This window comes from Dyella humi (genome assembly GCF_044904605.1).
GTDB lineage: Bacteria > Pseudomonadota > Gammaproteobacteria > Xanthomonadales > Rhodanobacteraceae > Dyella_B > Dyella_B humi.
Genome location: NZ_JADIKI010000022.1, coordinates 1,151,365 through 1,176,829, shown reverse-complemented (window position 1 = coordinate 1,176,829; position 25,465 = coordinate 1,151,365). Strand labels below are relative to the sequence as shown.

Below are 25,465 nucleotides of genomic sequence, written 5' to 3'. Positions count from 1 at the left end.
CCCCGAGGAGCGCAGCGCTCCGAATGAGGTGAGTATGGGCGGGACGTTACAACGTAACAATATGACGCATGGCATGGCTGTGCGATCAAGGCAAAAGCAATGCATGGGTGCACCGCACCATCGCAGCACCTTTGCAAAATTTTCCCCTCACGCTAGTTCTCTCCCTGGAGGGAGAAGGAACTTATCGCGCGTGCCCTGACATCATCGCCACATCATCCAGCACCACCGGCTGCGCCGGAGTCACATGCTCGATGGCATATCCGGCATCCGCCCACGCGTCGAGGCCACCGAGCAGCGGGCGCACCTTACGATAGCCTTGCACCATCAGCCCCTTTGCCGCTTTCGCCGCGGAAACTTCGTTCGGGCAGCTGCAGTAGATAACTACTTCCTGGTCGATCGGCACGTGGTCGAGCTGTTGGTTGATGCCGCTCAGGTTCACCATCACCGAGCCGGGAATGATGCGATCGTCGACCAGGCGCGAGGCCTGCGAGCGTACGTCGACCACTACCGGCGCCTTGCCGTCTTCCATCAACCGGTACAGTTCGTCGACCGTGATGCGGGCAAGCCGTAGGGATAGCAGCAGCCGTTTGCGCTGCCACCATTTCACCAGCATGTACGCCAAAAATAGCGCGACCACGCATTCCACAGTGATGGTACCGGCGCTGGCCAGCACGAACAGCACGTGATCGATCTGCTGCGAAAAGGCGTAGCCGAGCCCCACCACCACGCCGATCCAGATCAACGAACCCAGCGCGTCGAGCAGCACGAATATGTGCGGCCGCAGCTTCATCGCGCCCATCAGCGGCGGCGCGATGGTGGAAAGGCCGGGCACGAATTTGGCGATCAGTAGGATCTGCCCACGCCAGCGCTGGAAGCGCAGCTCGGATTGCTTCACGCAGGAATCGGGTGACAGCGAAATGCGGCACAGCGTGCGCATCACCGACGCACCGTAGCGGCGGCCCGCCCAGTACCAGACGAAATCGCTGATCAGGCAAGCGACCAGCGCCACCAGCACCACCGCGCCCAGCGGCAACTTGCCGATGGAGGCCAACGCACCCGCCACCACCAGGGTCGGCACAGCCGGCAATGGTAGCCCCGCCTGCTCCACCAAAACGTTGATGAAGATCAGCAGCAAGCCGTATTCGGCAATCAGCGCGACGATCGCATGCGTCACGGAACAAACCTCGATCGGGACGCCTGCATCGTTGGGGCAATTGGCTTTGATTGCAAGATGAGTAGCGGGGGTTTTGCGGCCAAAAGCGCGCTTGCTCAACAGCGCCTCCCCCTGCAAGCAGGGGGAGGCCAGGTTAAACACTTGCAGGAAGACTTGAGGCTAGCCGCTTCCGCGTTTCCTTGTTGCTGGGATTTGCATCCCAGACTCGTCAGGCTCGGCTTGGCTTGGCCGCATCCTCACTCAGCAGGAAGCGGAAGATCAGCCCGCCAACCGCACCGCCGATCAGCGGCACCAACCAGAACATCCACAGTTGTTGCAGCGCCCAGGTGCCCTGGAACACCGCCACGCCGGTGCTGCGCGCTGGGTTTACCGAGGTGTTGGTGACCGGGATGCTGATCAGGTGGATCAAGGTGAGCGCCAAACCAATGGCCAGCGGGCCGAAGCCGGCCGGTGCACGGCGATCCGTGGCGCCATGGATCACGATCAGGAACATGGCGGTGAGCACGAACTCGCTCACGATGCAGGCATGCAGCGAATAGCCGCCCGGCGAGTGATCGCCGTAGCCGTTGGAAGCGAAGCCGCTGGCGGTGGCGTCGAAACCCGGTTTGCCGCTGGCGATCACATACAACACGGCGGCTGCGACGATCGCGCCGATCACCTGCGCGACGATGTAGGGAACCACGTCCTTACCGCTGAAGCGCCCGCCGAAGAACAGGCCCACCGTCACCGCCGGATTGAAATGCGCCCCAGAAATGCCCGCGCAGGCATAGGCCATGGTGACCACGGTAAGGCCGAAGGCCAGCGCCACGCCGGCGAAGCCGATCCCCAGGTTCGGAAAAGCCGCGGCCAGCACCGCACTGCCGCAACCACCGAGCACCAGCCAAAACGTGCCGAAGAACTCCGCGAAGAGTCGTTTGAACATAATCGTCTCCAGACAATGAAATGATGAGCGAACCCGCTACGTCTTTCTTGCGACGCCTTACGTCCCCTTGGGTCACATGCGCACATCCCGTGCGCACGTTGACTAAGCGCGTAATACCACGCTTGCCGGACTGACGATAGTGGTCGTTCGCTTTGAAGCAGATTAGATTTCCCGGCGCTACCCGGCATCCGGCGATATCCGCCTTGTGGCACCGTTACATACCGATAAGCGATGACCTTCCTTTCCCACAAGCAGGACTGATATGCCAGGTCGCGACGAAACGGACATCCTGCACAGCTGGCATCGCAACGCGGATGCATGGACACGCGCCGTGCGTGAGGAGCTGATCGAAAGCCGGCGACTGATCACCGACCAAGCGATTGTGGATGCCGTGCTCGATAACCGGCCACGCTCGGTGCTCGACGTCGGCTGCGGCGAAGGCTGGCTAGTGCGCGCGCTGGCAGCGCATGGCATTCAGGCGATTGGCGTAGATGCCGTGCCGGCCTTGATCGAGCATGCGCGCGAAGGGGGTGGAAGCTTCCAGGTGGCCGCCTACGACGACCTGATCGCGGGGCGATTTTCGCAGCGCGTCGAGGCCGTGGTCTGCAACTTTTCCCTACTTGGCGAGGCATCCGTCGAACGCCTGCTCGCTGCACTACCCTCGCTACTGGAAGCAGATGGACGGCTGATCGTGCAGACCGTGCATCCGCTTATCGCTTGCGGCGAGCATGCTTACGTGGATGGCTGGAGGATGGAAGCCTGGACGGGATTCGGCGCCGCGTTTCCCGCACCCGCGCCGTGGTACTTCCGCACATTGGCAAGCTGGATCGGCCTGTTCGCCACCAGCGGATGGCAATTGTGCGAACTGCGCGAACCGTTGCATCCGCAGACCGGGCGACCGGCTTCCGTGATATTCGTCGCGCGACGCTAGCGTTTCGCAAGCCGGACATAAAACGGGATGCGCCGCCTTGCGGTGACGCATCCCGTACGGTTTACAGTGCTGCTGCTTGCGCAGCGGCCTTCAAGCGAGGATCAGAGCGCCGCGTCCTTGAGCTTCTTGAGCGGACGGATCTTGACCTTCACGGTGGCGGGCTTAGCGGCGAACCACTGCTCTTCCTTCGTGAAGGGGTTGATGCCCTTGCGCTTCGGCTTGGCCGGCACACTGACAGCGGTGACCTTCAGCAGGCCAGGCAGAGTGAACGTGCCGGCGCCCTTCTTATGGATCGAAGCGTGCACAACACCTTCCAGCGCGGACAGAACGCCACGCACTTCCTTGGACGCAAGACCCGTGGTTTCCGCCAAATGCGCAACCAGACCGGACTTGCTCAGTGCATCCTTGATCGGCTTCGGAGCTGCGGCGGCCTTGGAAGCCGTCTTGCCTTTTGCTGCCTTCTTTGCCATGGACTACCCCATCGTTATTTGGATTGTTGAAATACGCCTTTCGGCGAGCGAAATGTAGGGGAATTTTCGCGTTTCGCCAACTAGCAAATGCAAAAAAAGCCCAAAAAGATGCGCCCGACCGGTCCCGCGGGTGTAAAAACCCTAGGTAAGCAAGCTTTTTGCCAGCATGAAAACAGCCACTGCCGCTAGGACTACCGCAAAAGCACGCTCAGCGCGCCGCACACGCTGGACAATTTTTGCGCACTCCACGCGATCGGCCACGTTACCCATCCGGACGCCGCATAGTTCAGCGCAACCGTAACCCCGAACGCTCCTACGCAGAATAGCGACGTGCCGATCGCCTCGATCAACGCCATCCTGCTGGCGAATATCAGGCCCGGCACGATCAGAAAACCACCACCGATGCCGAAAAACCGGCCAGTGCGCCAGCGCCCAATCCCGCCGCACCGAGCCGGGGAAACATGTTGCGATGCGGGTAAGCCGCACCTTCTTGCAAGCGTTTGCCGCGCAGCACCAACACGGCGATGGTCAACATCAGCAGCGCGAACAGCACCAGCAGATGCCGGCCATCGATCAGCTTGCCCAGGCTCGATCTGAGATACGCACCGACCACGCCGGCCGCAGCGAATAAAGTTGAGTGCGCTTCGCACTGCATTATTTGACTGGATGATTCGCTTTGCTCACCCCTACGGGGCCGTCCTTCGAACGTTCTCCGCGCTTCGCGCTACGTCCGGCCTTCGCCGGAATGACGAGCAAAAAAAGCAAAGCGATCAACCTCAATGCGCTTTCATGCTGTCGTGCATGTCACCCTTGTCGTTGCCCATATCCATATCCTCATCAGGCGGCGCCTTAGCCACGATGTCCTTGTACTGCGCCGGCGTCATGCCGGGCAGCTTGCGCACGAAGGCGACGATGCTCCAGATGGTGTCGTCGTCGTGCGTCGCGCCCCAGGCCGGCATGGCGGTCAGCTTGATGCCGTGCTTGATTACCCAGAACGCCTCGCGCGGATCGATGCGCTCCTCGGCAAACATCGGCGGCTTAGGATAGAGGCCGGTGCGAAGTTCCGAATCATGCATGCCCGGCGCAAGATGACAGCCGGTGCACATGGCGGCGTACTGGCCGGCGCCTTTCAGGATCAGCGATGGATCATCCAGGTTGGGAACGTGGATCGACTCGGCGTGATGCTCGATCGAGCGGTCTCTCACCATGCTCAGGAAGCGGTACGTAAGCGGCCAGTGCGGAACGTCCGCACCGATGTTGTACGAGCCCGACCAGGCGCAGGCATATCCCAATACGGCGAGCACCACGAGAGCGGAAACACAATAAGCAATGCATTTAGTCATGGCATACCCTCAGAACCAGAAACGGATACCGGCGACGAATTGCCGGTCGAAAATGGGCTCACGATCCTGGCGAGCGAACTCGGCCGTTGTGCCGAAGCGGCGGGACCATACCACGCCCATATAAGGTGCAAATTGCCGCGTGATCTCATAGCGAAGACGAAGACCGAGTTGCGCGTCCGATACACCGGAACCGATGCGCTGCGGCGCGTCATCCTTGCTGTACAGGTTGATTTCGAACTCTGGCTGCAAGATCAGGCGCTGGGTGAAACGCAGCGTGTATTCCGCGCGGCCGCGCGCAGCGAGCCGCCCTGAATTGCTAACGTAACCCGTCGCTTCCAGCTCGAACCAATAAGGTGCCAAGCCTTCAACGCCAAAGGCTGCCCAGTTGCGTTTCGGACCAATGCCTAGATCGTGTCGAACACCGAGTTGCGTATTCCAGAACGCCGACACGGCACGGTTCCACAACGCTTCGATATCACCATCGTCGATACGTCCGCGGCTGCCCTCCCCTTCGCTGCGCAGCCACAGCTTGTCGCTGTCGTTGCCGTACCAGGCCTCGGCGTCCCATCTCGGACCATTGCCGTCGTAGCCGTTGGCGTACTCGAGTTGATCGACCAGCAACATGCCGTAAGAGGCGCGGTCGTTCATATCCATGTTCTGCATGGACGAGGACATGGGTGCCATGCCGGACATGTCCTGCGCCGCGCTTGCGCAGGATGTCGCCAACGCAAGGCACGTCAGCCACGCCCGTCGATGCGCATGCCTGTTCATGCCACCACCACCTCGCGGAACATGCCCGCCTCCATGTGGAACATCATGTGGCAGTGGTACGCCCAGCGACCGGGATTGTCGGCGGTAACCGCATAGCTGATCTGCTGCGCCGGCTGCACGTTGACGGTATGCTTGCGTACCTGGAAATCGCCGTCCGCGTTTTCCACTTCGCTCCACATGCCATGCAGGTGGATCGGGTGATGCATCATGGTGTCGTTGACGAGCACGATGCGCAGCCGCTCGCCGCTGTTGAAGCGGATGGGCTTGGCATCCGAGAACTTCACGCCATCGAACGACCACATGTAGCGTTCCATGTTACCGGTGAGGCGCAGCGTGATATCCCGTTGCGGTCCGCGTTGGTCGATGGCGCCACCAATCGTATGCAGGTCGGCATAGGTCAGTACGCGCCGACCATTGTTGCGTAGGCCCACACCAGGATCGTCCAGGCTGGTGCGGGGATTCGTAACACGCATGTCCACACCGGGTTCCGTTTTCAATCGGGTGGGAGGCACGTGATCTTCCATCGTCATGCCCGGCATGTCCTGCATGTGATCCATGCCGTGCATACCGCTGTGCTGATGCGAGGACATATCGCCCATCATGTCCTGCATGCTCAACCACGGGCGCGGGTCCAATACCGGCACATCGGCCGCCATGCCGTAGCGCGGCGCCAACGTGCCGCGTGCGTAACCGCTGCGGTCGATCGATTGAGCGAAGAACGTGTAGGCGCGTTCGTCCTCCGGCTCGACGATGACGTCGTAGGTCTCGGCAGGCGCGATGCGAAATTCGTCGACCAATATCGGTTCCACATCCTGCCCGTCGGCGCTCACCACGCGCATCTTCAGTCCAGGAATGCGCACATCGAAGAGGGTCATGGCCGAGCCGTTGATGATACGCAGACGCACTTTTTCGCCTGGTCGGAACAGGCCCGTCCAGTTCGCAGCCGGCGTGTGGCCATTCATCAGATACGTATACGTGCGGGCCGTAACGTCGCTGAGATCGGTGGGGTTCATGCGCATGGCGTTCCACATTCGCCGCTGCGCGAAGGCTTCACGCAGCCCTGTGCGATGCGCATCGTGGATGAAATCGGCCACCGTCGGCTGGTTGAGGTTGTAGTAGCTGCTGCTTTTCTTCAGGCGCGCGAAGATGCTGGCCGCGTTGTCGTCGGTCCAGTCGTTGAGCACCACGGCGTAATCGCGATCGGCGGCGAAGCGCGGTTGGCCTTGCGGCTCGATGATCAACGCGCCGAGCAGCCCCGTCTGTTCCTGATAACCCGAATGTGCGTGATACCAGTAAGTGCCGGACTGCCTGACACGAAACTGATAGACGAAGGTTTCGCCGGGAGCAATGCCGCCGAAACTGATGCCGGGGACACCGTCCATGTCGAACGGAAGCACGATGCCGTGCCAATGGATGGACGTAGGTACGTGTAGCCGGTTGGTGACGCGCAGGCGAACGAGGCTGCCTTCCTTCCAACGCAGGATAGGCCCTGGGAGGCTACCGTTCACGACGGTGGCGACACCGGACGTGCCGGTGAAGTTGACCGGCATCTGGCTGATGTCCAGCGCGAAATCCGTACCGGTGAGCATCGAGTTGGTGAAAGGATCGGCGGCATGCGCAGGCCGTAGCAGGCCCAATGCAGCAGCGGTGCCGCCCAGGGCAAGGCCGTGGACGAATCGCCGCCGCGACAGATCGACCGCGGGCGGCGGGTAATACGTATTCATGCGAGAACTCCATGCGAAGCGAAACTGTCCGGTCATCCGCGCGCAACAGGCGTACGGACGTCCAGACGGCTACATCAGTCGGCGCTTCAGGCTGCGGGAGGTCGCAATGGAGGAATCAGATCAGGCGTCGGTGCATCGATGCCGCGCAGCGATACGTGAGCCTCGGCAAGTCGTGCCGGCCCGAACAAGATAGGCACGGAGGGAAGCAGCACACTGCCGCACATGGCTTCGCAATGGCAAGCGGGATGCGCTACGCCGCCGCAACAATCATCGGCATGATGGCCGGCCATCGCGTTGGCGTGGATGTGGTCCATCGTCATGGATGCCATTGCGGCTTGATTGTGCGACGTGCCGCTCGCCATGGCGCCCGCAACCGGCAGGGATACCGTCATCAGCAACCATCCCAGCAGCGCCATGACGCGCAGCAGGCGCGAAGCGGCAAGACGACGGAGGGAAAACGGTGGGCGCATGCCGCTAAGCTTAGCCCTGCATCGTTACCGGGTTCAACCGCCGGGCGGCGGTTATTTCACAACGTCGGCCTGGCTGTAGCCCATGTACAGGCCGATCTTGTCGCCAGTTTTCAGATTCACCATCGACGCCGGCGGAAAATGCACCCGCAACGCCATGCCCTCGGTCATTACATCCACGATGCCGGTCTTGGGATCGGCGTTGGTGACCGTTGCCGGCATGGTATGCGCGCCGTGCATATTGACCATGTCGTTGGTTTTGGTGGTGTGTGTCATATGCACGCCAGCATTCTGCCCAGCGCTCGGCATGGAGCCGGGCGGTGTCTCATCTTGTTGCGCAGAAGCCGTTCCTGCAAAGGCCAGAAGCAGCATGCCCGGCAAGAGAAAAGAACGAACAATCGAGTTCACATGCATGGTTGTTTCCTCGTGACAGTTACGGACCGGCCTGCATATTATCCGAGCGCCAATGTTCAGATGAGCTGAAATCCCCGTGCTGACAGGACGGAGCGGGTTTCAGGGCTTCGCGTTGAACGTGTATAACACCCAGATCCCCGACCTTGGCCTCTCTGAAAGCGGACAATGCAATGACCCTCCACGGCATCCATGTCATCGATACCGGCTTCGTGCGTCCACGCTTCGATGCGGCCTACCTGATCGTCCACGATGGCGGTGGCGCCTTTATCGACTGCGGTACCAACCATTCCGTTCCGCGGTTGCTGGAGGCCCTTGGCGATGCAGGAATGGATGCGTCGCAAGTGGACTGGCTGATCCTTACGCACGTGCATCTGGACCACGCAGGCGGTGCGGGCGAACTCATGGCGCATCTGCCGAACGCAAGGCTGGTGGTGCATCCGCGCGGCGCGCGGCACATGATCGACCCCTCGCAACTATGGGCTGGCGCCATGGCGGTGTACGGCGAAGACGTGATGGAAAAGGCTTACGGCCGTCTTCGCCCGGTATCGGCCGAACGCGTGGTGGAAGCGCCGGATGGACATATCGTCGATCTTCGTGGCCGCCGCTTGCGCTGCCTCGATACGCCGGGCCATGCCAGGCATCATCTGGCCGTCTACGACGAGCAGGCCAACGTTTGTTTTACCGGCGATACCTTCGGCCTTTCCTATCGCGAGTTCGATACCGCGCAGGGCCTCTTCATTCTGCCCACAACCACGCCCGTGCAATTCGATCCCGAGGCGTTGCATGCGTCGATCGAGCGGCTGTTGGCGCTCAAGCCGGAAGCGATGTATCTCACGCATTTCGGGCGCGTCGAAAACGTGGAACGCCTGGCCGGCAAGCTGCATGAGATGATTGATGCGATGGTTGCCATTGCGCTTGAAGCAGAAGATTCGCCCGGTCGGCATGCTCAACTGGTGCTCGCGTTAACTGGGCTTTATGCGACGCGCACCGCCGAACACGGATGGCACGGTAACCGCGATGAACTGATGCATTGGCTGGGCACGGATATCGAACTCAATGCACAGGGGCTTGGAGTTTGGCTGGATCGTGGAAGAAAAGCATGACCATGCGACACGTCCGCCCAGGTTGCATGGCGACGTTGGGGTTCGCATGCGCTCACCGCCAACCTACATAGGTTCCTCGCCAGGCTGCTCACGTCAGGCCAACCTCGTACCGTTCGGCACCGGGCGTTCGATGGCGGTGATCACCACGCCCTGCTCGGTGTGGAAGCCGGTGAGCAGGAACTGCGAACGAAACGGCCCGATCTGTTTTTCGGGGAAATTGATCACGCCCACGATCTGCCGACCAAGCAGCGATTCGGGCGTATACAGCGCGGCGATCTGCGCGCTGGTTTTGCGTTCGCCGTAGGGGCCGAAATCCGCCCATACCTTCCACGCCGGTTTGCGGGCTTCCGGAAAGGCTTCCACGCGGGTGATCGTACCCGCCACGATCAGCACCTTTTCGAAATCCGCCCAGCCGATGTCTTCCGCGTCCACCGCCTGCACGTTCATCCTTCCAGACTCGTCTTGAACCAATCGTTGAATTCCTGCCACCAGTAGGTCGCTTGCGCCGCCAGCAAGCCGAACGGCTTGTACGCATGACCGAGCCCATAGTCGGCAAATTGCTTCCAGCCATCATCGCCCTCGGCAATGGCTGACGCCAACAGTTCACCGGCAGCGCAAGTAGGTGCCAGACCATGGCCGCCGAATGCCTGTGCCCACCACAATCCTTCGCCGTCCGTACCGATTTGCGGCATCTGGTGTCGTGCGTAGCTCATCAGACCGGACCAGGCGTAGTCGACGCGAACATCTTTGAGCGCAGGAAAAACACGCAGCATGTCGCGCATCAACACGCGCCGCACGGCGGAGGCGGAACGGTTTCTGATCGAAATCCTCCCGCCCCACAGGAGCCGACGATCGGCCAACGGCCGGTAATAATCGAAGGCGAACCGTGTGTCGTAGACGGCGGCGCGTGTTTGCAAACATTCGTCGAGCTGATCGCCCAGCGGTTCGGTCACCATCACGTAGGTGGCGATCGGCAGCACCGCGCGATCGATCTGTTTGCGCAAGCCGGCAAGGTAACCGCCGCAGGCCAGCACTACGTGCTCGGCCTGTAGTTCGCCTTGCGGTGTACTGATGCGCCAATAACCGTCCTCACGACGAAGCCGCCAGACGTCGCTGTTCTCATGCACACGCACGCCCTGCTTCGCCGCGGCCGCCGCAAGCCCGATGGCATAGTTCAACGGATGCAGGTGCAAGGCGTTGCGTTCGTAAAGACCGTCGTAATAGCGCTCGCTGCGCACCCGTTCGCGCAGTTCTTCCTGCGGCAACCAATCCCAATGCACGCCGTAACGTTCGGCGAGCAAACGCTGCCGCTTGCGCAGCACGTTCGGGTCGCGAAACCAGTTGGCCCAGATCACGCCCTGATCGACCATGTCGCAGGAAATGCCATAGCGCGTAACACGCTCGCGAATGCGCTGCACCGCGGCGGTGGTGAGATCGAAGATGCGCTTCGACTGTTCTGCGCCCAACTGATGCTGCAGCGCTTCCTCGCCCAACGAATACCCGCCGAATACGAACCCACCGTTGCGGCCGGATGCGCCGAAGCCGACTTGCTCACGCTCCAGCACCACGACATCGCGCACGCCGCGCTCGGCAAGCCCAAGCGCGGTGTTCAACCCGGCGAAGCCCCCGCCGATGATCGCCACACGCGCTTCCTGGCGCCCCTGCAGCGGTGCGTAGGGCTCGTAGGGCGTAGCGGTGGCGCGGTAGTAGGAGGGAACCGGAGGCTGCTTCATGCCTTGTTATATGCGGAAGATCCGGGGGCGGTGCACGATCGAGCATAGCGCGGATCGGTGTGGCCGGCTTAGGGATGCTCGATCTTAATCGACCAGATTGACCTCCAGCAGGCGCTGATCGGCGCGGCCGTGATCGTCGACCACGCGAACGGTGTACCGGCCTGCCGTATGTGGCTGCCAATACATCAATTCGTTGGGTGCACTGCGGCCGACGTAGGCATCGTCGACAAACCAATACAGCGCATGTACGTCCGCATCGCTGGTCGCGGTAAAGGGAATGCGCGCTTCGTCCAGTTGCTTCAATCGCAGCGTATACGCGCTGCCACGCAGCGGCGAGGTCATGCTCGGCGCACTGCCGTCGACGCGCTCGCCACCACTACATGCCGGGTTGATCGGCGGTTTGCGGCGCGGCATGCCCGCTTGCTGGAACACGCGCTGCAGGTCCGACGGCCAGAATTCGTAGACTTCCACATGCGTGCGCTTGCCGTCGAACGGCGGGCACGCCTGCTGCCCGGTGCTGTCGTCGATCACCAGTGGCCGATAGATATCGTCGACGCGGATTGGCGATTTGCCGGGAATGAACCAGGTCGTACCTTTCTGCGGGCACCACTCGGTCGGCAGGTTGCCGCTGGCCAGGCAGATCTGCACGTGTTTGAGATTGGCGGGCATATGCCTGATCGGCTCGTCCAGGCGCACGTGCTCGGCACGCAGGGCGTCGACGATCTGGAAGAACAACGGCGCGGCGGCATCCACGCCGACAAACGCTGGATTGCCGCTGCCGTCGAAATTGCCTACCCACACCACCAGCACGTAAGGGCCGAAGCTACCGGCTGTCCAGGCATCGCGAAACGCCCATGAGGTACCGGTTTTCCAATACACCGGCATGCGCATCGCTTGCATGCCCACCGCTTCATCCGGACGCGGATTCTGGCGCAGGATGTCCATCACCATGAAGCTGGCTTCTTCGCTCAGGAGGCGCGTGCCTTGCACCTGCGGATCGTCGCTGCGCAGACGCAACGGCCGCAGCATGCCCTGATTGGCGAGCATGGCGTAGAGGTCGGCCAGTTCCTGCATGCTCACCTCGCCACCACCCAACACCAACGACAATCCGTAGTGCTGCTCGCTGGCCATGCGGCTGACGCCCGCCTGTTGCAGGAAGTCGTAGAGACTGGGTTGATGCAACTGCGAAGCAACCCACACCGCAGGAATATTGCGGCTGCGAATCAGCGCTTGCGTGGCCGTGATCGGCCCGAGGAAGTTGCCATCGAAGTTTTCCGGCGTGTAAGGGCCGAAAGCCGTCGGCACGTCGCGCAATACCGTTTGCGGCTGCAGGATGCCCTGGTCGAAACCCAGCCCGTAGATGAAGGGTTTCAACGTGGAGCCCGGCGAGCGCTTGGCCAGCGTGCCGTTCACCTGCCCCTGGATGGCAGCATCCCGATAATCCGCCGATCCCACCAGCGCACGAATGCTCATGTCGCGCGTATCCACCAGGATGGCCGCAGCGTTGTTGATACCGCGCGAGGCGTTGCGTTTGACGTACAGCGCAATCTGCCGCTCCAGGCTGTGTTGCAGCTCCAGATCGATGGTGGTGTTCAGCACAGCGCTACGGTCGCTACCGTTCCAGGCCTGCGCAGCCAACACCTGCTCTACCGCATGCGGTGCCTCGAACGGCAGGCGACTGAGCGGCCGCAGCGTCAAGGGCAACTCGAACAGCGGCTTGAGCACAGCGTCTTGCGGATGTCGCGCCAGCCACGCGCGGTACAGACGATTGCGTGCGTCGGCCAATCCGCTGCTGATCAACACGTTGCTGCCGCTGCCCTGCCCGGCCAGCAAGCGCCGCGAGGGATTTTGCGGAATCACCGCCAAGGTCAAGGCTTCCGGCAAGCTGAGCTGACTGGCCGGCTTGCCGAAATACACCAGGCCGGCGGTACCGGCGCCCTGCACGTTGGCACCGTAGGGCGCATCGTTGAGATAAGCCTCCAGGATCTCGCGCTTGGAATAGAACAGTTCCAATTGCAGCGCGCGGGCGATCTGCCGCAACTTGCCCATCGGCGTGCGCGTGTTGAGTCCCCACAGAAGCCGCGCCAATTGCATGGTGATGGTCGATCCGCCTTGCGGGTTGCGGCGCAGCGCATAGGTCACCCAGGCGCCGCGCAGCAGTCCATACGGATTGACGCCGGGATGCCAGGCGTACCAGCGGTCCTCGTGCAGCAGCACGCCTTCGATCAGTTGCGGCGAGATTTCCTTGAGCGGTAGCCATAGCCGGTATTGCTGATCGCTGGCTAGGGTGAGGCGCAGCAGGTGGCCTTTCTGGTCGTAAACCGCCGTGGACGATGGTAGCCAGCTGCGCAGTGGCTGGTGGGGCCAGAATCGGCATCCGACCAACACGAACATGATCAGACCCAAGGCCACCAGCCAGTTTTGCCAGCGGTGGAGCCAGCGCAATACAGCCTTCAACAAACGCGAAAACGGTCCCCTCTTCCCTTCGGGGACAGGGTTAGGGTGAGGGGCTGGGCTTGCCATGATCTTCAAGATGAGCAGGAGCCGTGTTGTCGCATGCGTATGAGAGGGAGCGGATTTTCCCGCAAGATTGTCCCCTCACCCTAACCCTCTCCCCCGGAGGGGAGAGGGAACTGGCATGCGGCACAACTACGGTTTATCGACCACCATCAGGCTTGCACCGCCTACCGAACGCGCCTGCACGGCACGGTCGTACATCGACTCAGCATAAGCCGGCGGCACTGCGAACTTGCCGGCATTGGTCGCGCGGATGCGATAGACGAACTCGTGCACGTCCGGTGTGGCGGTACCGTAGATCACCACGCGGTCTTCGCGCACATCCGCGTAATCCAGCTGCCAGCTCGACTGCGGCAGGCCGATGGTGGAGCGATAGGCCGGTTCGGCTGGGGCATTGCCGGACGAATCGTTGCTGTTGTCGGCAGCATTGTTATCCGCGTTGCTGTTATCGCCATTGCCGTTGTCGCCACTTGTGTTATCCGAGCTTTGCTGATCGGCGGGAGCCGGTGGCGGCTGGATTACTGGCTCGAAGCCGCCGGGCAGCAGATCGACCACCGCGACATTGCCGAAGCCGTCGTTGCCAGTGGCACGAATGCGTACATGCACGTCGATCTCCTGGCCGATCGTTACGCTATCGACCGACTTGCCTTGCGCATCTGTGTATTCGCGCACGACCTCGATACCATTCTTGATCGCTTCGGTCGGCTGTGTGCGGTCGTAGCCGCCCTGGCTTGCTATCCGCCATGCCGGCAGGCTGCTCTGGTTGTTGAAGCGCAGCTTGCTCGCCGCGGCGTCCCAGCTGCCCGCCTGCAACAGGTTGCCCTGCATGCTGGCGATCGGCTTGGTGCTGCCATCCGCATGCACTTCATCGATACCGAGCTTGTCCAGCTCCATGGCGGCCTGGCCGGCATAGCTGTCCAGCGCAAGAATCGTCATAGCCGAGGACAGCGTGTTGTAGTAGTTGTGCGCCAGCGGCCAGGCAATGTTCTCGAACACGCGCGACGGTAAAGCCTTGGCGCGTTCCGGGAAATGCTTGGTGAGCAGATACAGCACGCTGGCATCGCGAACGAGCGGATCGTAGTAGTAGCTGTAACTGAAACCCTCACTCGCCTGGCTGCGTGTCAGCGCACGTTCCGGACCGACGATCAAACGGTTGGCTTCGTCATCCTGCTTGAGCAGCTTGTAGGAAGCGGCCAACCATGCCGCAGCCAGATCGCTCTTCCAGCCGTCCGGATAAACCTCCTGCAGTCGCTTCTGGATCGATGCCAGCGCGTTGGTGGTGACGTTGCCCTGGCGCGTCAGCAAATAGGCCGCATAGGCACGCTGGCGCAGTTTATCTATCGAATCCATGCCTTCATCGTTGGCCAGCTGCTGCAAATATTTGTTGCCAGCATCGAGCATGTCCTGCGGCACTGCTGTACCTCGATCGCGCGCCTCGAGCAGGAAGTTCATCGCATAGTTGGAGACGAACGGTTCCGCATCGGGCGTAGCCGCCCACAAGCCGAAACCGCCTTCGCTGTTCTGCCGCGCGTGCAGCACATCCAGCAGTTTGCCAAGTGCCTCGGCATTGCCGATCTTCTTTCCGCCCTCTTCCTCATAACCGAACGCCGGCTGCAAGGCATGCGCGAATACCTGCACCTGTGGCCACTTGGCCAGGATCAGGCGTGGCATCGCCATGCTCACCACCTGTTCGCTGCAGTAGTTCTGATAATTGATCAGGTAGCTTGTGATGCCTTGCGACAGCACTACCGGCAGCGGTGAGATGGCGGCATCGCGGGAAGCATACGCATCGAACATCGGCCGCAAGGGAGACAGTTCGGACTGGCTGCGCGTGGCAACTTGGCCCACGTCGACCTGCGTGCGATACGCCGATGCCGGCCGCACCGATACATCCACCGCCTGGTGCGCCGATTTGCCGGCATAAGCCGCGGTAAAAGCCAGATGACCGGAACCGAGCTGCTGGGTGGCCTTGACGCGGAACTTCACTACGCCCTCGCGCATTTCGGCCAGGCTGATGTTCTGTGTGGCCGCACCGATCACTTGCAGTTGCGGACCGGTTAGCAGTGTGACCGCCACCGGCACCTGTTTGCCGCCAAGGCCGGTGAGGTTGTTCGCGACACCCACGCTGACATCCGTTTCGTCACCGGGCGCCAAGGTGGTCGGCACGTTGGGCGACAGCACGAAATCGCCGCGCACGGTGGTGCTGCCTTCATAGGTACCGACGCGATCGGACGATACGGCCACTGCCATCACGCGCAGCTTGCCGTTGAAGTAATCGGGCACGGTGTAAGTGAAATCCTTGTCGCCGTCGACATCGACGATGCCAGACCAGTACACCACCGGCTTGTCGCGTTTGCGCTTGAACGGATTGAGCTGGCGGCCGATTGCCGCATCTGCATCGCCACCTGGTGCAGCAGCGCTAGCCATCAGTTTCTCGAAATCCGGCAGGATCAGATCGAGAATCTGCGAGGTCTGCACTTCCAGCATCTTCTTGCGGAAGAAGAAAGCCAGCGGATCGCCCAGCTTGTAGCGGGCCACTTGCAGAATGCCCTCGTCCACGGCGAACACCACAGCTTTGGCTGGATGCGCCGCGTGCAACTTGAATGTCACCGTATCGCCGGGCTTGACCAGGCTGGGCGAATCTACCGTTATCGGATCGCGGCGCGCATCCAGGTTCACCGAGAACGGCACCACGCCATAGCTCAGCGGACTCATGAAGATTTCATCCGAGGATGGATCGCGGATGAACTGCACGTTGATATAACCGTTGCCTTCGAAATCCTTCGGGATCGTGATCTGCTGCACCGAGCTGGTGGTATCGGCATGGAACCAGACGTGCGCATACACCTTGTCGCGCTCGATGGTGATCAGGCCGCTGCCCGCATAAGGCGCATGGACGGAAATGTTGACGGTGTCGCCCGGACCGTAGTCAGGCTTTTCCAGACTGAGCTGCAATTCGGCATTGCGATCGAGCGAGCGCGACAGGTTGGCGGCGCCCGCTACCGAGTAGGTCACGCGGTTCGCCTCGACGCGATCGCTGCCGCGCAGGACCACCAACGCGTAATTGCCTGGTTTATCCGTAGGCAGCGTGTAGTCGAAGCCGCCGGCCGGAATCAGTAGCGGCTGCTCATTGATCGGAATTTCCTTCAGCCGCGACTCGTATTTGTAGACGCCTGAATCCTGCTTGGTGAGTACCGATACATAGCGGCGTTCGATCATCTGCGCCTTGAGGCCATCGAGCTTGATCGATTTGGCCTGATTATCGATCGCCACCAGATGCACCTTGCGCACGGCGTTACGATCGACGTAGTCGAGATTGTCCTCGCTGAGATAACCGACCAGCCAATCGTTGCTGGACACCAGCGTCTGCGTGGCCGCGGCGACGCTTCGGCCTCCCTCGGGTTCGTGCGCCTTGGCCAGGAAATAAAGCTGATAAGTCGCATCGGCATATTTCTTCAGATCCAGATCGAATTCGGCATGGCCTTTTTCGTCTGTCTTGCCGTCCTGCAGATTTTCCTCGTAACCATCCTTCGCGCGATGGACGTCGTAAAAGTGATAGTTGGGCCAACTGTGAAAGGATGGCCAAGCCGGACGCAGCGTGAGCTGTGCTTCTACGCGGCGATCGGCGGCTGGCGTACCGAACAGGTTCTGCGCATCGACCAGACCCTTGAGTCCATCGGGCTTGACCCAGCCTTCTGCTACCTGGCTGGAGAGCTTAGCTTCCACCTTCATGCGATCGGGCAGGAACTCCTTCACCTGCACGGTGGTGTTACCGATCTGCGTATCCGCCTTGCCGTCGCGCACGATGTATAGATTTACCGTCCACGTGCCGGTAGGCGCGGTTTCGGATGGCGTATAGCCCAGTTCGCCGAAGCCGGAGTCATCCATCTTCAGCGCAATCTGCTTCACCGTTACGCCGCGTGGATCGACAATCTGCGCTTGCAGCGGAATCCCCGCCACATTGCGCGTCCAAGTGGCGGCGCGAACAATCAGGCCGATATGGATGTCGTCGCCCGGACGATAGATACCGCGGTCGGAAAACAGATAGCCTGACAACGTGCCGGGATTGACGGCATTGGCTTCGCCGCCGATGTCGAAGCGTGAGAAGTCGAGTTGGCGGTCATTGCCGCTGATAGGCAGGAAGGAAAGATCGTCCGCCTTCTTCACCACGTACAGCGACGGCTTCTTTTCGCGATCCAGGCCTTTGAAGGTTGGAAAGTGCACCTCACCATCGGCGCCGGTGTCCTGGCTGAAAAGCGTCTGCCCGTTGACGGCCAGCACCGATACGCTGGCGCCCGCCACCGGCTGACCGGTGCGAATGGATTGCACGAACACGTCCTGGCTGCCATCGAGCGCACGCTTCACCAGCATGCCCAGGTCGGTGACCACGATCAGGCGACTGTCCTGGGCCGAATCGCCTTCACCTTCCGCATTTGCATCGTTGTCGTCGGGGGACGTGTCGGTATCTGGCTTCGCGCCAGGCGGTGGCGGTGCAATGCCCTGCTGTGCAATCGCCTTGGCCTTGGCGGCGGCTTCGGCCTGTTTCTTGGCGGCGGCGGGATCGAAATCATACAGATGCAGCAGGAACACGCCGCGCTTGCCTTCCTGCAGATACTGGCTCAGATCGACGCCTTCGTAATGTGCATGGGCAGGATCGTCGGTGGGGAACGCTCGCTTGAGTTCGAAGCGATCGACGATATGTTCTTCGCTGAAATCGTATGGCAACTCCGGATGCTTGTAATCGCCTTGATTGAGGCTGACTAGATGCTGCAGCTGATCCGGCAGCACGCGGCCGATCTGCAGTCGCATACCGGTCATGTTGCGCGAGACGACGGAGATACGCTTGCTACCACTGAGCGAAAGTAGCGAACCATCGGCCATGAAGCGCAACAGCTTCGGATAATCCGGCACAGTGACCACTTGCGCCACCGGCTGGCCGAGCACATAGCCGCCGAACGACTTCAGCCCCTTGCCAACGCGCACGTAGATGCGCTGTCCCGGATCGGCGTGGAACTTGAAGCTTTGCAGCGGCTGATAGTCGTTCTCGGTAGGCACCACTTGCAGCGGCAATTGCTGCGACTTGCGCAAGGTATCGTCGCCGACCTCACGTACGCTCCAGTCGTAAACGCTATGGTCGGCGTTGTCCGCTTCATCCGCGTTGGGCTTTTGCGCCGGCAGGATCCAGGCATGCACGAGTCCGGCCAGTTCGCTGTCGCGCACGGCGCCGCTCAGGTTGATGACGATCACCTGCTCGGGCTCGAATTTGTCGTTGTTGACCAGCGTGGGACTGATGTCCTGCACGGTCAGGCTGTAGAGCCCCGGCACGCGCACATTGGTATTGAGTTCGGCCTTCGTTCCCTCGCCACCGCGCGAGCTGCGCACGCCGCTGTCCAGCTTCAGCGAAACGGCGCCGTCATCGCGCGGCAGATCCAGCGGCTGCGAGTGAACCCATGCGTGCAACTTGTACGGATCGTAGGTGACGCTGTATTTCAGTGGCGTCGATGAGCGGTTGTTCCGATCGGCCAGGCTCAGCGCAATGCGCTTTTCGAACTGCGCCGTATCGACGGGGTAATTGAAATCGACCTGGATGATGGTTTTCTTGGCGGTCGGATCCTGCGGATCCTGATAGAACTCGCCCTTGCCCACTGTAGCCTTGAAGGCTTCGGTATCGAATTCGAAACGGTTGTCGGCCAGCAGCACGTGATGCGCGAATGCCTGCGGCACATCGAAACGAACCTTGAGGTGCTGCCCGACTGGCCAATCGGCGGCCGGCATGAAGCGCAGGGTCTTGTCGTCGATCCAACTCCATTGACCCTTGATGTCCGGTTGCATGGTAATGCCGGCGGTCACCGGCTTGCCGACCAGTTCAATGGGAGCGGCGGAAGCAGAGAAATCGAGTTCGAGTGGGTGGATCACCACCGGCTGCTTGGTGTAGTCGGTGATCTCCGGTGCGTGTACTTCCCAGGTGATCCGCTGCGGCTCGTGTGGGCGCGGCCGATGCTTGTACCAGTGCCAGCCGAACCAGCCGCCGGTCGCTACCACTAGCACCGCCAGCAAAACGCCGGTCGAATGCAGCGGTCGTCGCCGCACCAGCAGCATCCATCTCGGTGCGGACCAGCTGACATCGCCGACCAACGGACGGAGTATCCAACCCAAGGCACCGAGCAATCCGCGAATCAGGCGTACCGGCAACAGAAGTAGAAAACGCAGCAAATCCATAGTGCTTTCCGAAGTGCAATCCGTTAATGATCCATGGCAACTTGCATGCCATGGCGTTCGCACAGCTATGAGGAAGCTCACGCCGGACGGCGTGACTGGCTACGAACAAGATTCCCCATGCGCATACTGCCTTCGAATCATGGCAGCTTGCGGTCATGATTCTGGCACGAGTGGAAGCTCGGGGGCAGAAACATGACAAAGCCGAAACGGTCGCACGTTCGTGGGCTGGGATGCCAATCCCAGCATCAATGAAACCGCGAAAAAGCTGGGATTGGCATCCCAGGCTACGAGATGCCCGCAAATAGAAAACGGCCGCCCTATCCGGGCGGCCGCTTGTCTATTTTCACCTCAGAGCTTGCTGGCGACGTCGCGCACGACTTTGGCCAACCCTGGATCCTGCATCGCCATGTGCATGGTGGCGCGGACCAGGCCGGCCTTATTGCCGCAGTCGAAGCGGGTGCCTTCGAAGCGATAGGCGAGCACTTTGCCCTGCTCCGTCAGCAAGGCTTCGATGGCATCGGTGAGCTGGATCTCGCCGCCCGCGCCAGGCTTGGTCTGTTCGAGCAGCTGGAAAACGCGCCCAGGCAGCACGTAGCGGCCGACCACGGCCAGGTTGGAGGGTGCATCCGCGGGCTTGGGTTTTTCGACCATGAAGCGGATGCGCGCGCTGCGCTCGTTGATGGGTTCGGCGTCGACGATGCCGTATTTGTCGGTCTGGTCGTGCGGCACTTCCTCGACGGCGATGACACCGGCCTGTTCCGTTTCGGCCAATTCAGCCATCTGGCGCAAGGCGCCTTTGCCGCGGTTCCAGATCAGGTCGTCGGGCAGAATGACGCCGAACGGCTCGTCGCCGACCACCGGTTTGGCGCACAACACCGCGTGGCCTAAGCCCAGCGCTTCTGGCTGCGTCACGAAGATGGCGCGCACATTGCGCGGCAGCGTGCCTTGTACCATGGCCAACAGGTCGTCCTTGCCCTTCTCCTGCAGTTTGGCTTCCAGTTCGTAGGCCTTGTCAAAATAGTCGGCAATAGCGTGCTTGTAGCGATTGGTGACGAACACCAGCGTATCGGCCCCGGCGTCGACGGCTTCATCGACCGCGTACTGGATCAGGGGCTTGTCCAGAACCGGCAGCATCTCCTTGGCGACCACCTTGGTGGCCGGAAGAAAACGCGTGCCAAGGCCGGCCACCGGGAAGACCACCTTGCGCAATGGTTTACTCACTCACTTCTCTCCAATGTCGTTGCGGCGTAGCGGAATCACGTTGTTACTGGGTTGTGCGACGTCGCTCCAACTGAACGAGGGGAGCAGACTGGATACGCACTGACGCAGCTCCTCCTCGTTGAAGCTGCGTACGGCTTCGATCGCGCGGGACATCTGCGCCTGCAGGAGATCCCACGACACCGGTCGGTGCTGCGCTAGAAATATCTTGTTGTGTGTCGTCGCGCTGTAGTTTTCCAGTGGATGGAACAGCTCCTCGAACAACTTTTCGCCGGAGCGCAGACCGGTGTAGACGATAGGTATTTCGGTGCCGGGCTTCTTACCGGCCAGCCGGATCATCTGTTCGGCTAGGTCGCGGATCTTCACCGGCTCACCCATGTCCAGCGCGAAAATCTCGCCACCCTGGCCGATCGCCGCCGCCTGCAGGATCAGCTGCGTGGCTTCCGGAATGGTCATGAAGTAGCGCGAGATTTCCGGATGCGTGACCGTCACCGGCCCGCCCGAGTGGATCTGCTGACGGAACAAGGGCACTACGGAGCCGGCCGAATCCAGCACGTTGCCGAACCGCACGGTGATGAAGTGGGTATTGGAGTGCGCGTTGAGGTTCTGGCACCAGATCTCCGCAATGCGCTTGCACGCGCCCATCACGCTGGTCGGATTGACGGCCTTGTCGGTGGAGATCAGCACGAAGCATTCCACGCCGGTTTCGTTCGATAGATCCGCCACGGTGCGCGTGGCCAGTACGTTGTTGCGCACGGCGGTACGCAGTTGCCCTTGCAGCATGGGCACGTGCTTGTAGGCGGCTGCGTGGAAAACCACCTGCGGCTTGACCTCTGCAAACAGGCGGCGCATGGCGATGGGATCGCCGCAATCGGCTAGCACGCTGTTGAGCAACAGCTCCGGATACGCCGCGCGCAATTCTTGCGAAATCTGATAGAGGTTGTATTCGCCGTTTTCGACGATGGTGAGCGCCTGCACCCCCAAGCGCGCAACCTGACGACACAGTTCCGAACCGATCGAACCGCCGCCACCCGTCACCAGCACGCGACGACCAGTAAGCGTCTCGCGGATCTTCGTCCAATCCAGCTCGACCGCATCGCGTCCGAGTAGATCCTCGATCGACACTTCTTTGATCTGATTAAAGTGCGCGCGTCCGGCGACGACGTCTTCCAGTTTCGGAACGGTACGGTAAGGCAATCCGGTGCGGTCGCACAGTTCCACCACTTGGCGCATCTGTCGCGCAGAGGCACCCGGCAAGGCGATCAACAGCATCTGCACGGCGGCTTCCTTGGCCACGTCCGGCAGTTGCTCCAGCGAACCGAGCACCGGTTTGCCGTTGATGCGCGCGCCGCGCAGCGAGCGGCGATCATCCACGAAGCCGACGACCATGAACCGCGTATCGCGATGCAGATCGCGCGACAGCGCCTCACCGGCACTGTCCGCGCCGACGATCAGCACGCGCTGCGTCTTGGCATTGACGAACAGATCGATGCGGCTGTCCTTCCAGAAGCGATAGGCCAGCCGCGGGGTGCCCAGGAACAGCGCCAACACGAACGGATAGAGCAGCAGTACCGAGCGCGGTACGCCGTCGAGGCGTCCGTACAAGAACAGCGAAACGCCAATCGCCACCGTGCCGACGATGGCCGCACGCAGGATGTTCCACAGATCCGGCAGGCTGGCGAAGCGCCACACGCCCTTGTACAAGCCGGTCCAGGCATAGACCAAGCCTTGCACCGCCAGCACGATCGGAAATTCATACGGTTCGAAGCCGACGATCAGCTTGGGATCCAGCGCGTAGCGCAATTCCTTGGCCACCCACCAGGCCAGGGCAGTGACGAGCAGGTCGTGTATGACCACTGCCGCTCGCGGATGAACTATGCCGACCCATTTACGTATGGACATGACGAACCTTGTATCGATCTCGCCGGATCACACGCCGCTTGGCGAAAAGCCACACAAGCGCCGCGATCGCATAAGTGACGATGCAGGCCAATAGCCCCATCCCTGGTTTTCCGTACGCCAAAGCGGCGAGTGGTGCCGCAACCAGCAGATTCCACCCCAAATACCACGCTGCACTTACCGCATGCGTATGGCCCCTACGCACAATCCATTGATACAGATGTTCGCGGTGCGCAGTGTACCAGCGCCTTCCCGCCAACATACGGATCAGGAGGGTAAGGCTCGCATCCGTCACGAAAGCTGAACTGAGGATCAGAGCCGGCCATACCAGCGGCCAGTTCAAGCGCCAGAGCATCGCGGTAAGCGCAAACAGCAGCAGGCCGATGGCGCCGCTGCCCACGTCACCCATGAAGATGCGCGCTGGTGAGCGGTTGTAGCACCAGAAGCCCATGCAGGCTGCGGCTACGCAGGCCGAAGCTCCCGCCAGCGCCGGCTGGTTGATAGCCCATGCGAGCACCGCAAAACCGCAGGCCACGAACATGCCTTGTTGGGCGAGCAAACCATCGATGCCATCCATGAAATTGTGCAAGTTGACGCTCCACGTTCCGCCGAGCACCCACAGCGGCAGCCAGAGCCAACTCGGGCCACCCGCAACCAGTGCCACGGAAAAAAAGGCAACGGCTAGTATTTGCACTCCGAAGCGTGGAAGCACTGGCAAGGAACTGTGATCGTCCCACCAACCGATCAACGCAATCATGGCCGTGGCGACGAGCAGCGTGATTGCCACGTGAAGCGGCCACGACGATGGCGCTTGCAGCAGGCATGCCGGCAAGGTTAACAACACCGCCACGACGATGCCGATACCGCCGCCGCGGGGCGTGGGAATCGTGTGCGAACGTCGCTGCCCCGGTTGGTCGAACATGCCGCGGCGATGCGCATAGGCGATGGCTGCCCGCACCACGCCCAGCGAAATCAGGAAAGCGAACAATACGGCAAGCGCGATCGGGGCAAGACTGGCCACGACCACGTCACTCATTGGCCACCCCGTGGATCGGCCTGATCGTGCTCCAGCCTTTGCAACTCGGGCATTGCCAGTGATGCGCCTTGGTGCCGAAGCCGCAATGGCTGCAGCGATACATCGCCTGGCCTTCGAGCAGCTTGCGCGTAAGATCGCGCAGGATCAGGAAGTTCTCTCGTGCTTCGCCTTCGATCTTGTCCATGGTGGCATCGATCAAGGCCATCAGACCACGCACTGAAGGACGTTGCCGCAACTGCGAGGTGAGAAAATCGATGGCCGGCTTTTCGCCGTCGCGCTGCTGATACAAATGCGTCAACGCCAGCACCGGCGAAATGCCGTGATAGCGTGCGAGGATGTCGCGCAGGAAACGCTCCGCGCGTTCCATCTGGCCGGAACGCGCGTAGCTGTCCAGCAATGGCGGCAGGATTTCCGGCACGAAGGCGATATCCGCATTCACTGCATATTCGTAGGCTTCGACGGCGTCGGCATGCTGTCCTTCTTCCGCATGCAAGCGGCCGGTGAGCATGAAGGCGCGTACGCAATCGGGCTGCGAAGCAAACGCCTGTTGCAGATATTCGCGCGCCTCGGCACGCGCACCGTGTTGACGCGATTGCTCGGCCAGCTCGCAATAGAACTGCGCGATGGTGGTGGCTTCTTCCTCGCCGGTCATCGTCTCCAGACGGCGCGCATGTTCGATGGCCTTGTGCCAGTCGCGCTCGTGCTGATAGATCGCAATGAGATGGCGCAGGGCCGACGGCGCGTGCGCATTCATCGCCACCAGATCGGAGAACAGCGCTTCGGCGCGATCGAGCAGACCGGCGCGCATATAGTCCTCGCCCAGTTCCAGCAAGGCCACGGTTTTCATGCCCTCAGACAGGCCGGGCCTGGAGACCAGATGTTGATGGAGACGGATAGCTCGATCCACTTCGCCGCGACGCCGAAAAAGGTTGCCTAACGCTAAGTGCGTTTCTACGGTGTCCCGGTTGTATTCGGCCAGCTTGAGGAACACCTCAATCGCCTTGTCCTGCTCTTCGTTGAGCAGATAGTTCAGGCCGCGGAAATAATCGGAGGACAGTTCGCTGACCTGCGCTCCCGAGCGACGCACGCCGGCGCGTCGCGCCGTCCACCATCCACTAAGGAAGGCCGCCGGTATAAGCAGCGCCAGCAGCGAGTAGAAGGCGCTCATGCTGTTTTCGATACCCTGGCGCCCTGAGTCTTGGCCGCGCGTCGTCGCTCGCGACGATGCCGCGTGGTCACACCCAGCCATGCGGTGAGGCCGCCGAGGATCCAGCCGACGGCGAGCATGGCCAGCAAGGCCGCACCTTTGGGAACCTGGACGCGCGCGAACGCGAGGTCGTAACCGACGAGGTCCGCGTTGAGCGCCCCCAGGATCACTCCCCCGGCGATGAACAATAGCAATAGCAGCATGACGATCAATCGCATCGCACGACTTTACCCGATTGGCTGAACAGCTCACAGAGGAATGTGAGGAGCGATTCAGACAAATTGCTTTTCTGGGAATTGGGAATGGAAAAGAGCATA

Annotated in this window: 21 protein-coding genes; 2 read left to right on the top strand and 19 right to left on the bottom strand. The window is 61.2% G+C overall.

Annotated elements, in window-relative coordinates:
* Positions 1 to 181: 181 nt before the first annotated feature.
* Positions 182 to 1,174, bottom strand: coding sequence for a DedA family protein/thiosulfate sulfurtransferase GlpE (locus ISP18_RS10150; protein WP_380010359.1), 993 nt, complete (start codon positions 1,172 to 1,174; stop codon positions 182 to 184).
* Positions 1,175 to 1,382: 208 nt separating this feature from the next.
* Complete coding sequence (gene aqpZ, locus ISP18_RS10145; RefSeq protein ID WP_380010356.1) at positions 1,383 to 2,096, bottom strand: aquaporin Z; 714 nt, start codon at positions 2,094 to 2,096, stop codon at positions 1,383 to 1,385.
* Between the two features lie 262 nt (positions 2,097 to 2,358).
* On the opposite strand from aqpZ, the gene ISP18_RS10140 reads away from it, so the two are divergent.
* Complete coding sequence (locus ISP18_RS10140) at positions 2,359 to 3,027, top strand: class I SAM-dependent methyltransferase (protein ID WP_380010353.1); 669 nt, start codon at positions 2,359 to 2,361, stop codon at positions 3,025 to 3,027.
* Between the two features lie 101 nt (positions 3,028 to 3,128).
* Here the strand turns inward: ISP18_RS10140 and ISP18_RS10135 are convergent, their stop codons facing one another.
* The 8 genes from ISP18_RS10135 to ISP18_RS10100 all read right to left on the bottom strand — a co-directional run bounded on the left by ISP18_RS10135 (position 3,129) and on the right by ISP18_RS10100 (position 8,216).
* A complete protein-coding gene (locus tag ISP18_RS10135) occupies positions 3,129 to 3,497 on the bottom strand; it encodes an HU family DNA-binding protein (protein ID WP_380010350.1) in 369 nt (122 codons plus the stop codon).
* Positions 3,498 to 3,688: 191 nt separating this feature from the next.
* Positions 3,689 to 3,853 carry a hypothetical protein gene (locus ISP18_RS10130; RefSeq protein WP_380011032.1) on the bottom strand — a complete coding sequence of 55 codons (165 nt, stop codon included), beginning with the start codon at positions 3,851 to 3,853 and terminating at the stop codon, positions 3,689 to 3,691.
* 29 nt (positions 3,854 to 3,882) lie between these two features.
* Entirely contained in the window at positions 3,883 to 4,152 is a 270-nt protein-coding gene (locus ISP18_RS10125) for a hypothetical protein (RefSeq protein ID WP_380010347.1), read from the bottom strand.
* A 121-nt stretch (positions 4,153 to 4,273) separates the two neighbouring features.
* Positions 4,274 to 4,840: a c-type cytochrome gene (locus ISP18_RS10120; RefSeq protein ID WP_380010344.1), complete on the bottom strand. Its 567-nt coding sequence runs from the start codon at positions 4,838 to 4,840 to the stop codon at positions 4,274 to 4,276.
* Between the two features lie 9 nt (positions 4,841 to 4,849).
* Positions 4,850 to 5,611 carry a copper resistance protein B gene (locus ISP18_RS10115; RefSeq protein ID WP_380010341.1) on the bottom strand — a complete coding sequence of 254 codons (762 nt, stop codon included), beginning with the start codon at positions 5,609 to 5,611 and terminating at the stop codon, positions 4,850 to 4,852.
* On the bottom strand, positions 5,608 to 7,335 hold the full coding sequence (locus ISP18_RS10110) for a copper resistance system multicopper oxidase (RefSeq protein WP_380010338.1): 1,728 nt from the start codon (positions 7,333 to 7,335) through the stop codon (positions 5,608 to 5,610). The genes ISP18_RS10115 and ISP18_RS10110 overlap by 4 nt, the downstream gene beginning before the upstream one ends.
* A gap of 86 nt (positions 7,336 to 7,421) precedes the next feature.
* The gene (locus ISP18_RS10105) at positions 7,422 to 7,805 is read right to left on the bottom strand and encodes a hypothetical protein (RefSeq protein ID WP_380010335.1); all 384 of its coding nucleotides are present in this window, start codon (positions 7,803 to 7,805) and stop codon (positions 7,422 to 7,424) included.
* A 51-nt stretch (positions 7,806 to 7,856) separates the two neighbouring features.
* On the bottom strand, positions 7,857 to 8,216 hold the full coding sequence (locus tag ISP18_RS10100) for a hypothetical protein (RefSeq protein WP_380010332.1): 360 nt from the start codon (positions 8,214 to 8,216) through the stop codon (positions 7,857 to 7,859).
* A 170-nt stretch (positions 8,217 to 8,386) separates the two neighbouring features.
* Between ISP18_RS10100 and ISP18_RS10095 the strand changes: the two genes are divergently transcribed.
* Positions 8,387 to 9,319 carry an MBL fold metallo-hydrolase gene (locus ISP18_RS10095; protein ID WP_380010329.1) on the top strand — a complete coding sequence of 311 codons (933 nt, stop codon included), beginning with the start codon at positions 8,387 to 8,389 and terminating at the stop codon, positions 9,317 to 9,319.
* A 93-nt stretch (positions 9,320 to 9,412) separates the two neighbouring features.
* Here ISP18_RS10095 and ISP18_RS10090 read toward each other — a convergent pair whose 3' ends face one another.
* From ISP18_RS10090 to ISP18_RS10050, 9 genes are all read right to left on the bottom strand, one after another.
* A complete protein-coding gene (locus tag ISP18_RS10090) occupies positions 9,413 to 9,766 on the bottom strand; it encodes a tRNA-binding protein (protein ID WP_380010326.1) in 354 nt (117 codons plus the stop codon).
* A complete protein-coding gene (locus ISP18_RS10085) occupies positions 9,763 to 11,052 on the bottom strand; it encodes an NAD(P)/FAD-dependent oxidoreductase (RefSeq protein WP_380010323.1) in 1,290 nt (429 codons plus the stop codon). The genes ISP18_RS10090 and ISP18_RS10085 overlap by 4 nt, the downstream gene beginning before the upstream one ends.
* An 84-nt stretch (positions 11,053 to 11,136) precedes the next feature.
* Positions 11,137 to 13,497 (bottom strand): penicillin-binding protein 1C, encoded by a 2,361-nt coding sequence (gene pbpC / locus ISP18_RS10080; RefSeq protein ID WP_380010320.1) that lies wholly within the window; start codon positions 13,495 to 13,497, stop codon positions 11,137 to 11,139.
* A 204-nt stretch (positions 13,498 to 13,701) separates the two neighbouring features.
* Positions 13,702 to 19,788 (bottom strand): alpha-2-macroglobulin, encoded by a 6,087-nt coding sequence (locus ISP18_RS10075; RefSeq protein ID WP_380010317.1) that lies wholly within the window; start codon positions 19,786 to 19,788, stop codon positions 13,702 to 13,704.
* A 348-nt stretch (positions 19,789 to 20,136) separates the two neighbouring features.
* Positions 20,137 to 21,009, bottom strand: coding sequence for a UTP--glucose-1-phosphate uridylyltransferase GalU (galU, locus tag ISP18_RS10070; protein WP_380010314.1), 873 nt, complete (start codon positions 21,007 to 21,009; stop codon positions 20,137 to 20,139).
* On the bottom strand, positions 21,010 to 22,908 hold the full coding sequence (locus tag ISP18_RS10065; RefSeq protein WP_380010311.1) for a polysaccharide biosynthesis protein: 1,899 nt from the start codon (positions 22,906 to 22,908) through the stop codon (positions 21,010 to 21,012).
* Positions 22,895 to 23,941, bottom strand: a complete 1,047-nt coding sequence (locus tag ISP18_RS10060) for a glycosyltransferase family 4 protein (RefSeq protein ID WP_380010308.1) — start codon at positions 23,939 to 23,941, stop codon at positions 22,895 to 22,897. The genes ISP18_RS10065 and ISP18_RS10060 overlap by 14 nt, the downstream gene beginning before the upstream one ends.
* On the bottom strand, positions 23,934 to 25,109 hold the full coding sequence (lapB, locus tag ISP18_RS10055; RefSeq protein WP_380010305.1) for a lipopolysaccharide assembly protein LapB: 1,176 nt from the start codon (positions 25,107 to 25,109) through the stop codon (positions 23,934 to 23,936). Before lapB ends, ISP18_RS10060 begins: the two co-directional genes overlap by 8 nt.
* Positions 25,106 to 25,366 (bottom strand): DUF1049 domain-containing protein, encoded by a 261-nt coding sequence (locus ISP18_RS10050; protein ID WP_380010302.1) that lies wholly within the window; start codon positions 25,364 to 25,366, stop codon positions 25,106 to 25,108. Before ISP18_RS10050 ends, lapB begins: the two co-directional genes overlap by 4 nt.
* Between the last annotated feature and the right edge of the window lie 99 nt (positions 25,367 to 25,465).

Coding starts and splice junctions, on each gene's coding strand:
- ISP18_RS10130 (WP_380011032.1), bottom strand. CDS start 3,853: ATGGCGTTGATCGAGGCGATCGGCACGTCGCTATTCTGCGTAGGAGCG.
- ISP18_RS10135 (WP_380010350.1), bottom strand. CDS start 3,497: ATGGCAAAGAAGGCAGCAAAAGGCAAGACGGCTTCCAAGGCCGCCGCA.
- ISP18_RS10105 (WP_380010335.1), bottom strand. CDS start 7,805: ATGCGCCCACCGTTTTCCCTCCGTCGTCTTGCCGCTTCGCGCCTGCTG.
- ISP18_RS10120 (WP_380010344.1), bottom strand. CDS start 4,840: ATGACTAAATGCATTGCTTATTGTGTTTCCGCTCTCGTGGTGCTCGCC.
- ISP18_RS10060 (WP_380010308.1), bottom strand. CDS start 23,941: ATGAGTGACGTGGTCGTGGCCAGTCTTGCCCCGATCGCGCTTGCCGTA.
- ISP18_RS10085 (WP_380010323.1), bottom strand. CDS start 11,052: ATGAAGCAGCCTCCGGTTCCCTCCTACTACCGCGCCACCGCTACGCCC.
- ISP18_RS10050 (WP_380010302.1), bottom strand. CDS start 25,366: ATGCGATTGATCGTCATGCTGCTATTGCTATTGTTCATCGCCGGGGGA.
- ISP18_RS10115 (WP_380010341.1), bottom strand. CDS start 5,611: ATGAACAGGCATGCGCATCGACGGGCGTGGCTGACGTGCCTTGCGTTG.
- ISP18_RS10125 (WP_380010347.1), bottom strand. CDS start 4,152: ATGCAGTGCGAAGCGCACTCAACTTTATTCGCTGCGGCCGGCGTGGTC.
- ISP18_RS10075 (WP_380010317.1), bottom strand. CDS start 19,788: ATGGATTTGCTGCGTTTTCTACTTCTGTTGCCGGTACGCCTGATTCGC.
- ISP18_RS10095 (WP_380010329.1), top strand. CDS start 8,387: ATGACCCTCCACGGCATCCATGTCATCGATACCGGCTTCGTGCGTCCA.
- ISP18_RS10140 (WP_380010353.1), top strand. CDS start 2,359: ATGCCAGGTCGCGACGAAACGGACATCCTGCACAGCTGGCATCGCAAC.
- ISP18_RS10110 (WP_380010338.1), bottom strand. CDS start 7,335: ATGAATACGTATTACCCGCCGCCCGCGGTCGATCTGTCGCGGCGGCGA.
- ISP18_RS10100 (WP_380010332.1), bottom strand. CDS start 8,216: ATGCATGTGAACTCGATTGTTCGTTCTTTTCTCTTGCCGGGCATGCTG.
- aqpZ (WP_380010356.1), bottom strand. CDS start 2,096: ATGTTCAAACGACTCTTCGCGGAGTTCTTCGGCACGTTTTGGCTGGTG.
- ISP18_RS10065 (WP_380010311.1), bottom strand. CDS start 22,908: ATGTCCATACGTAAATGGGTCGGCATAGTTCATCCGCGAGCGGCAGTG.
- lapB (WP_380010305.1), bottom strand. CDS start 25,109: ATGAGCGCCTTCTACTCGCTGCTGGCGCTGCTTATACCGGCGGCCTTC.
- ISP18_RS10090 (WP_380010326.1), bottom strand. CDS start 9,766: ATGAACGTGCAGGCGGTGGACGCGGAAGACATCGGCTGGGCGGATTTC.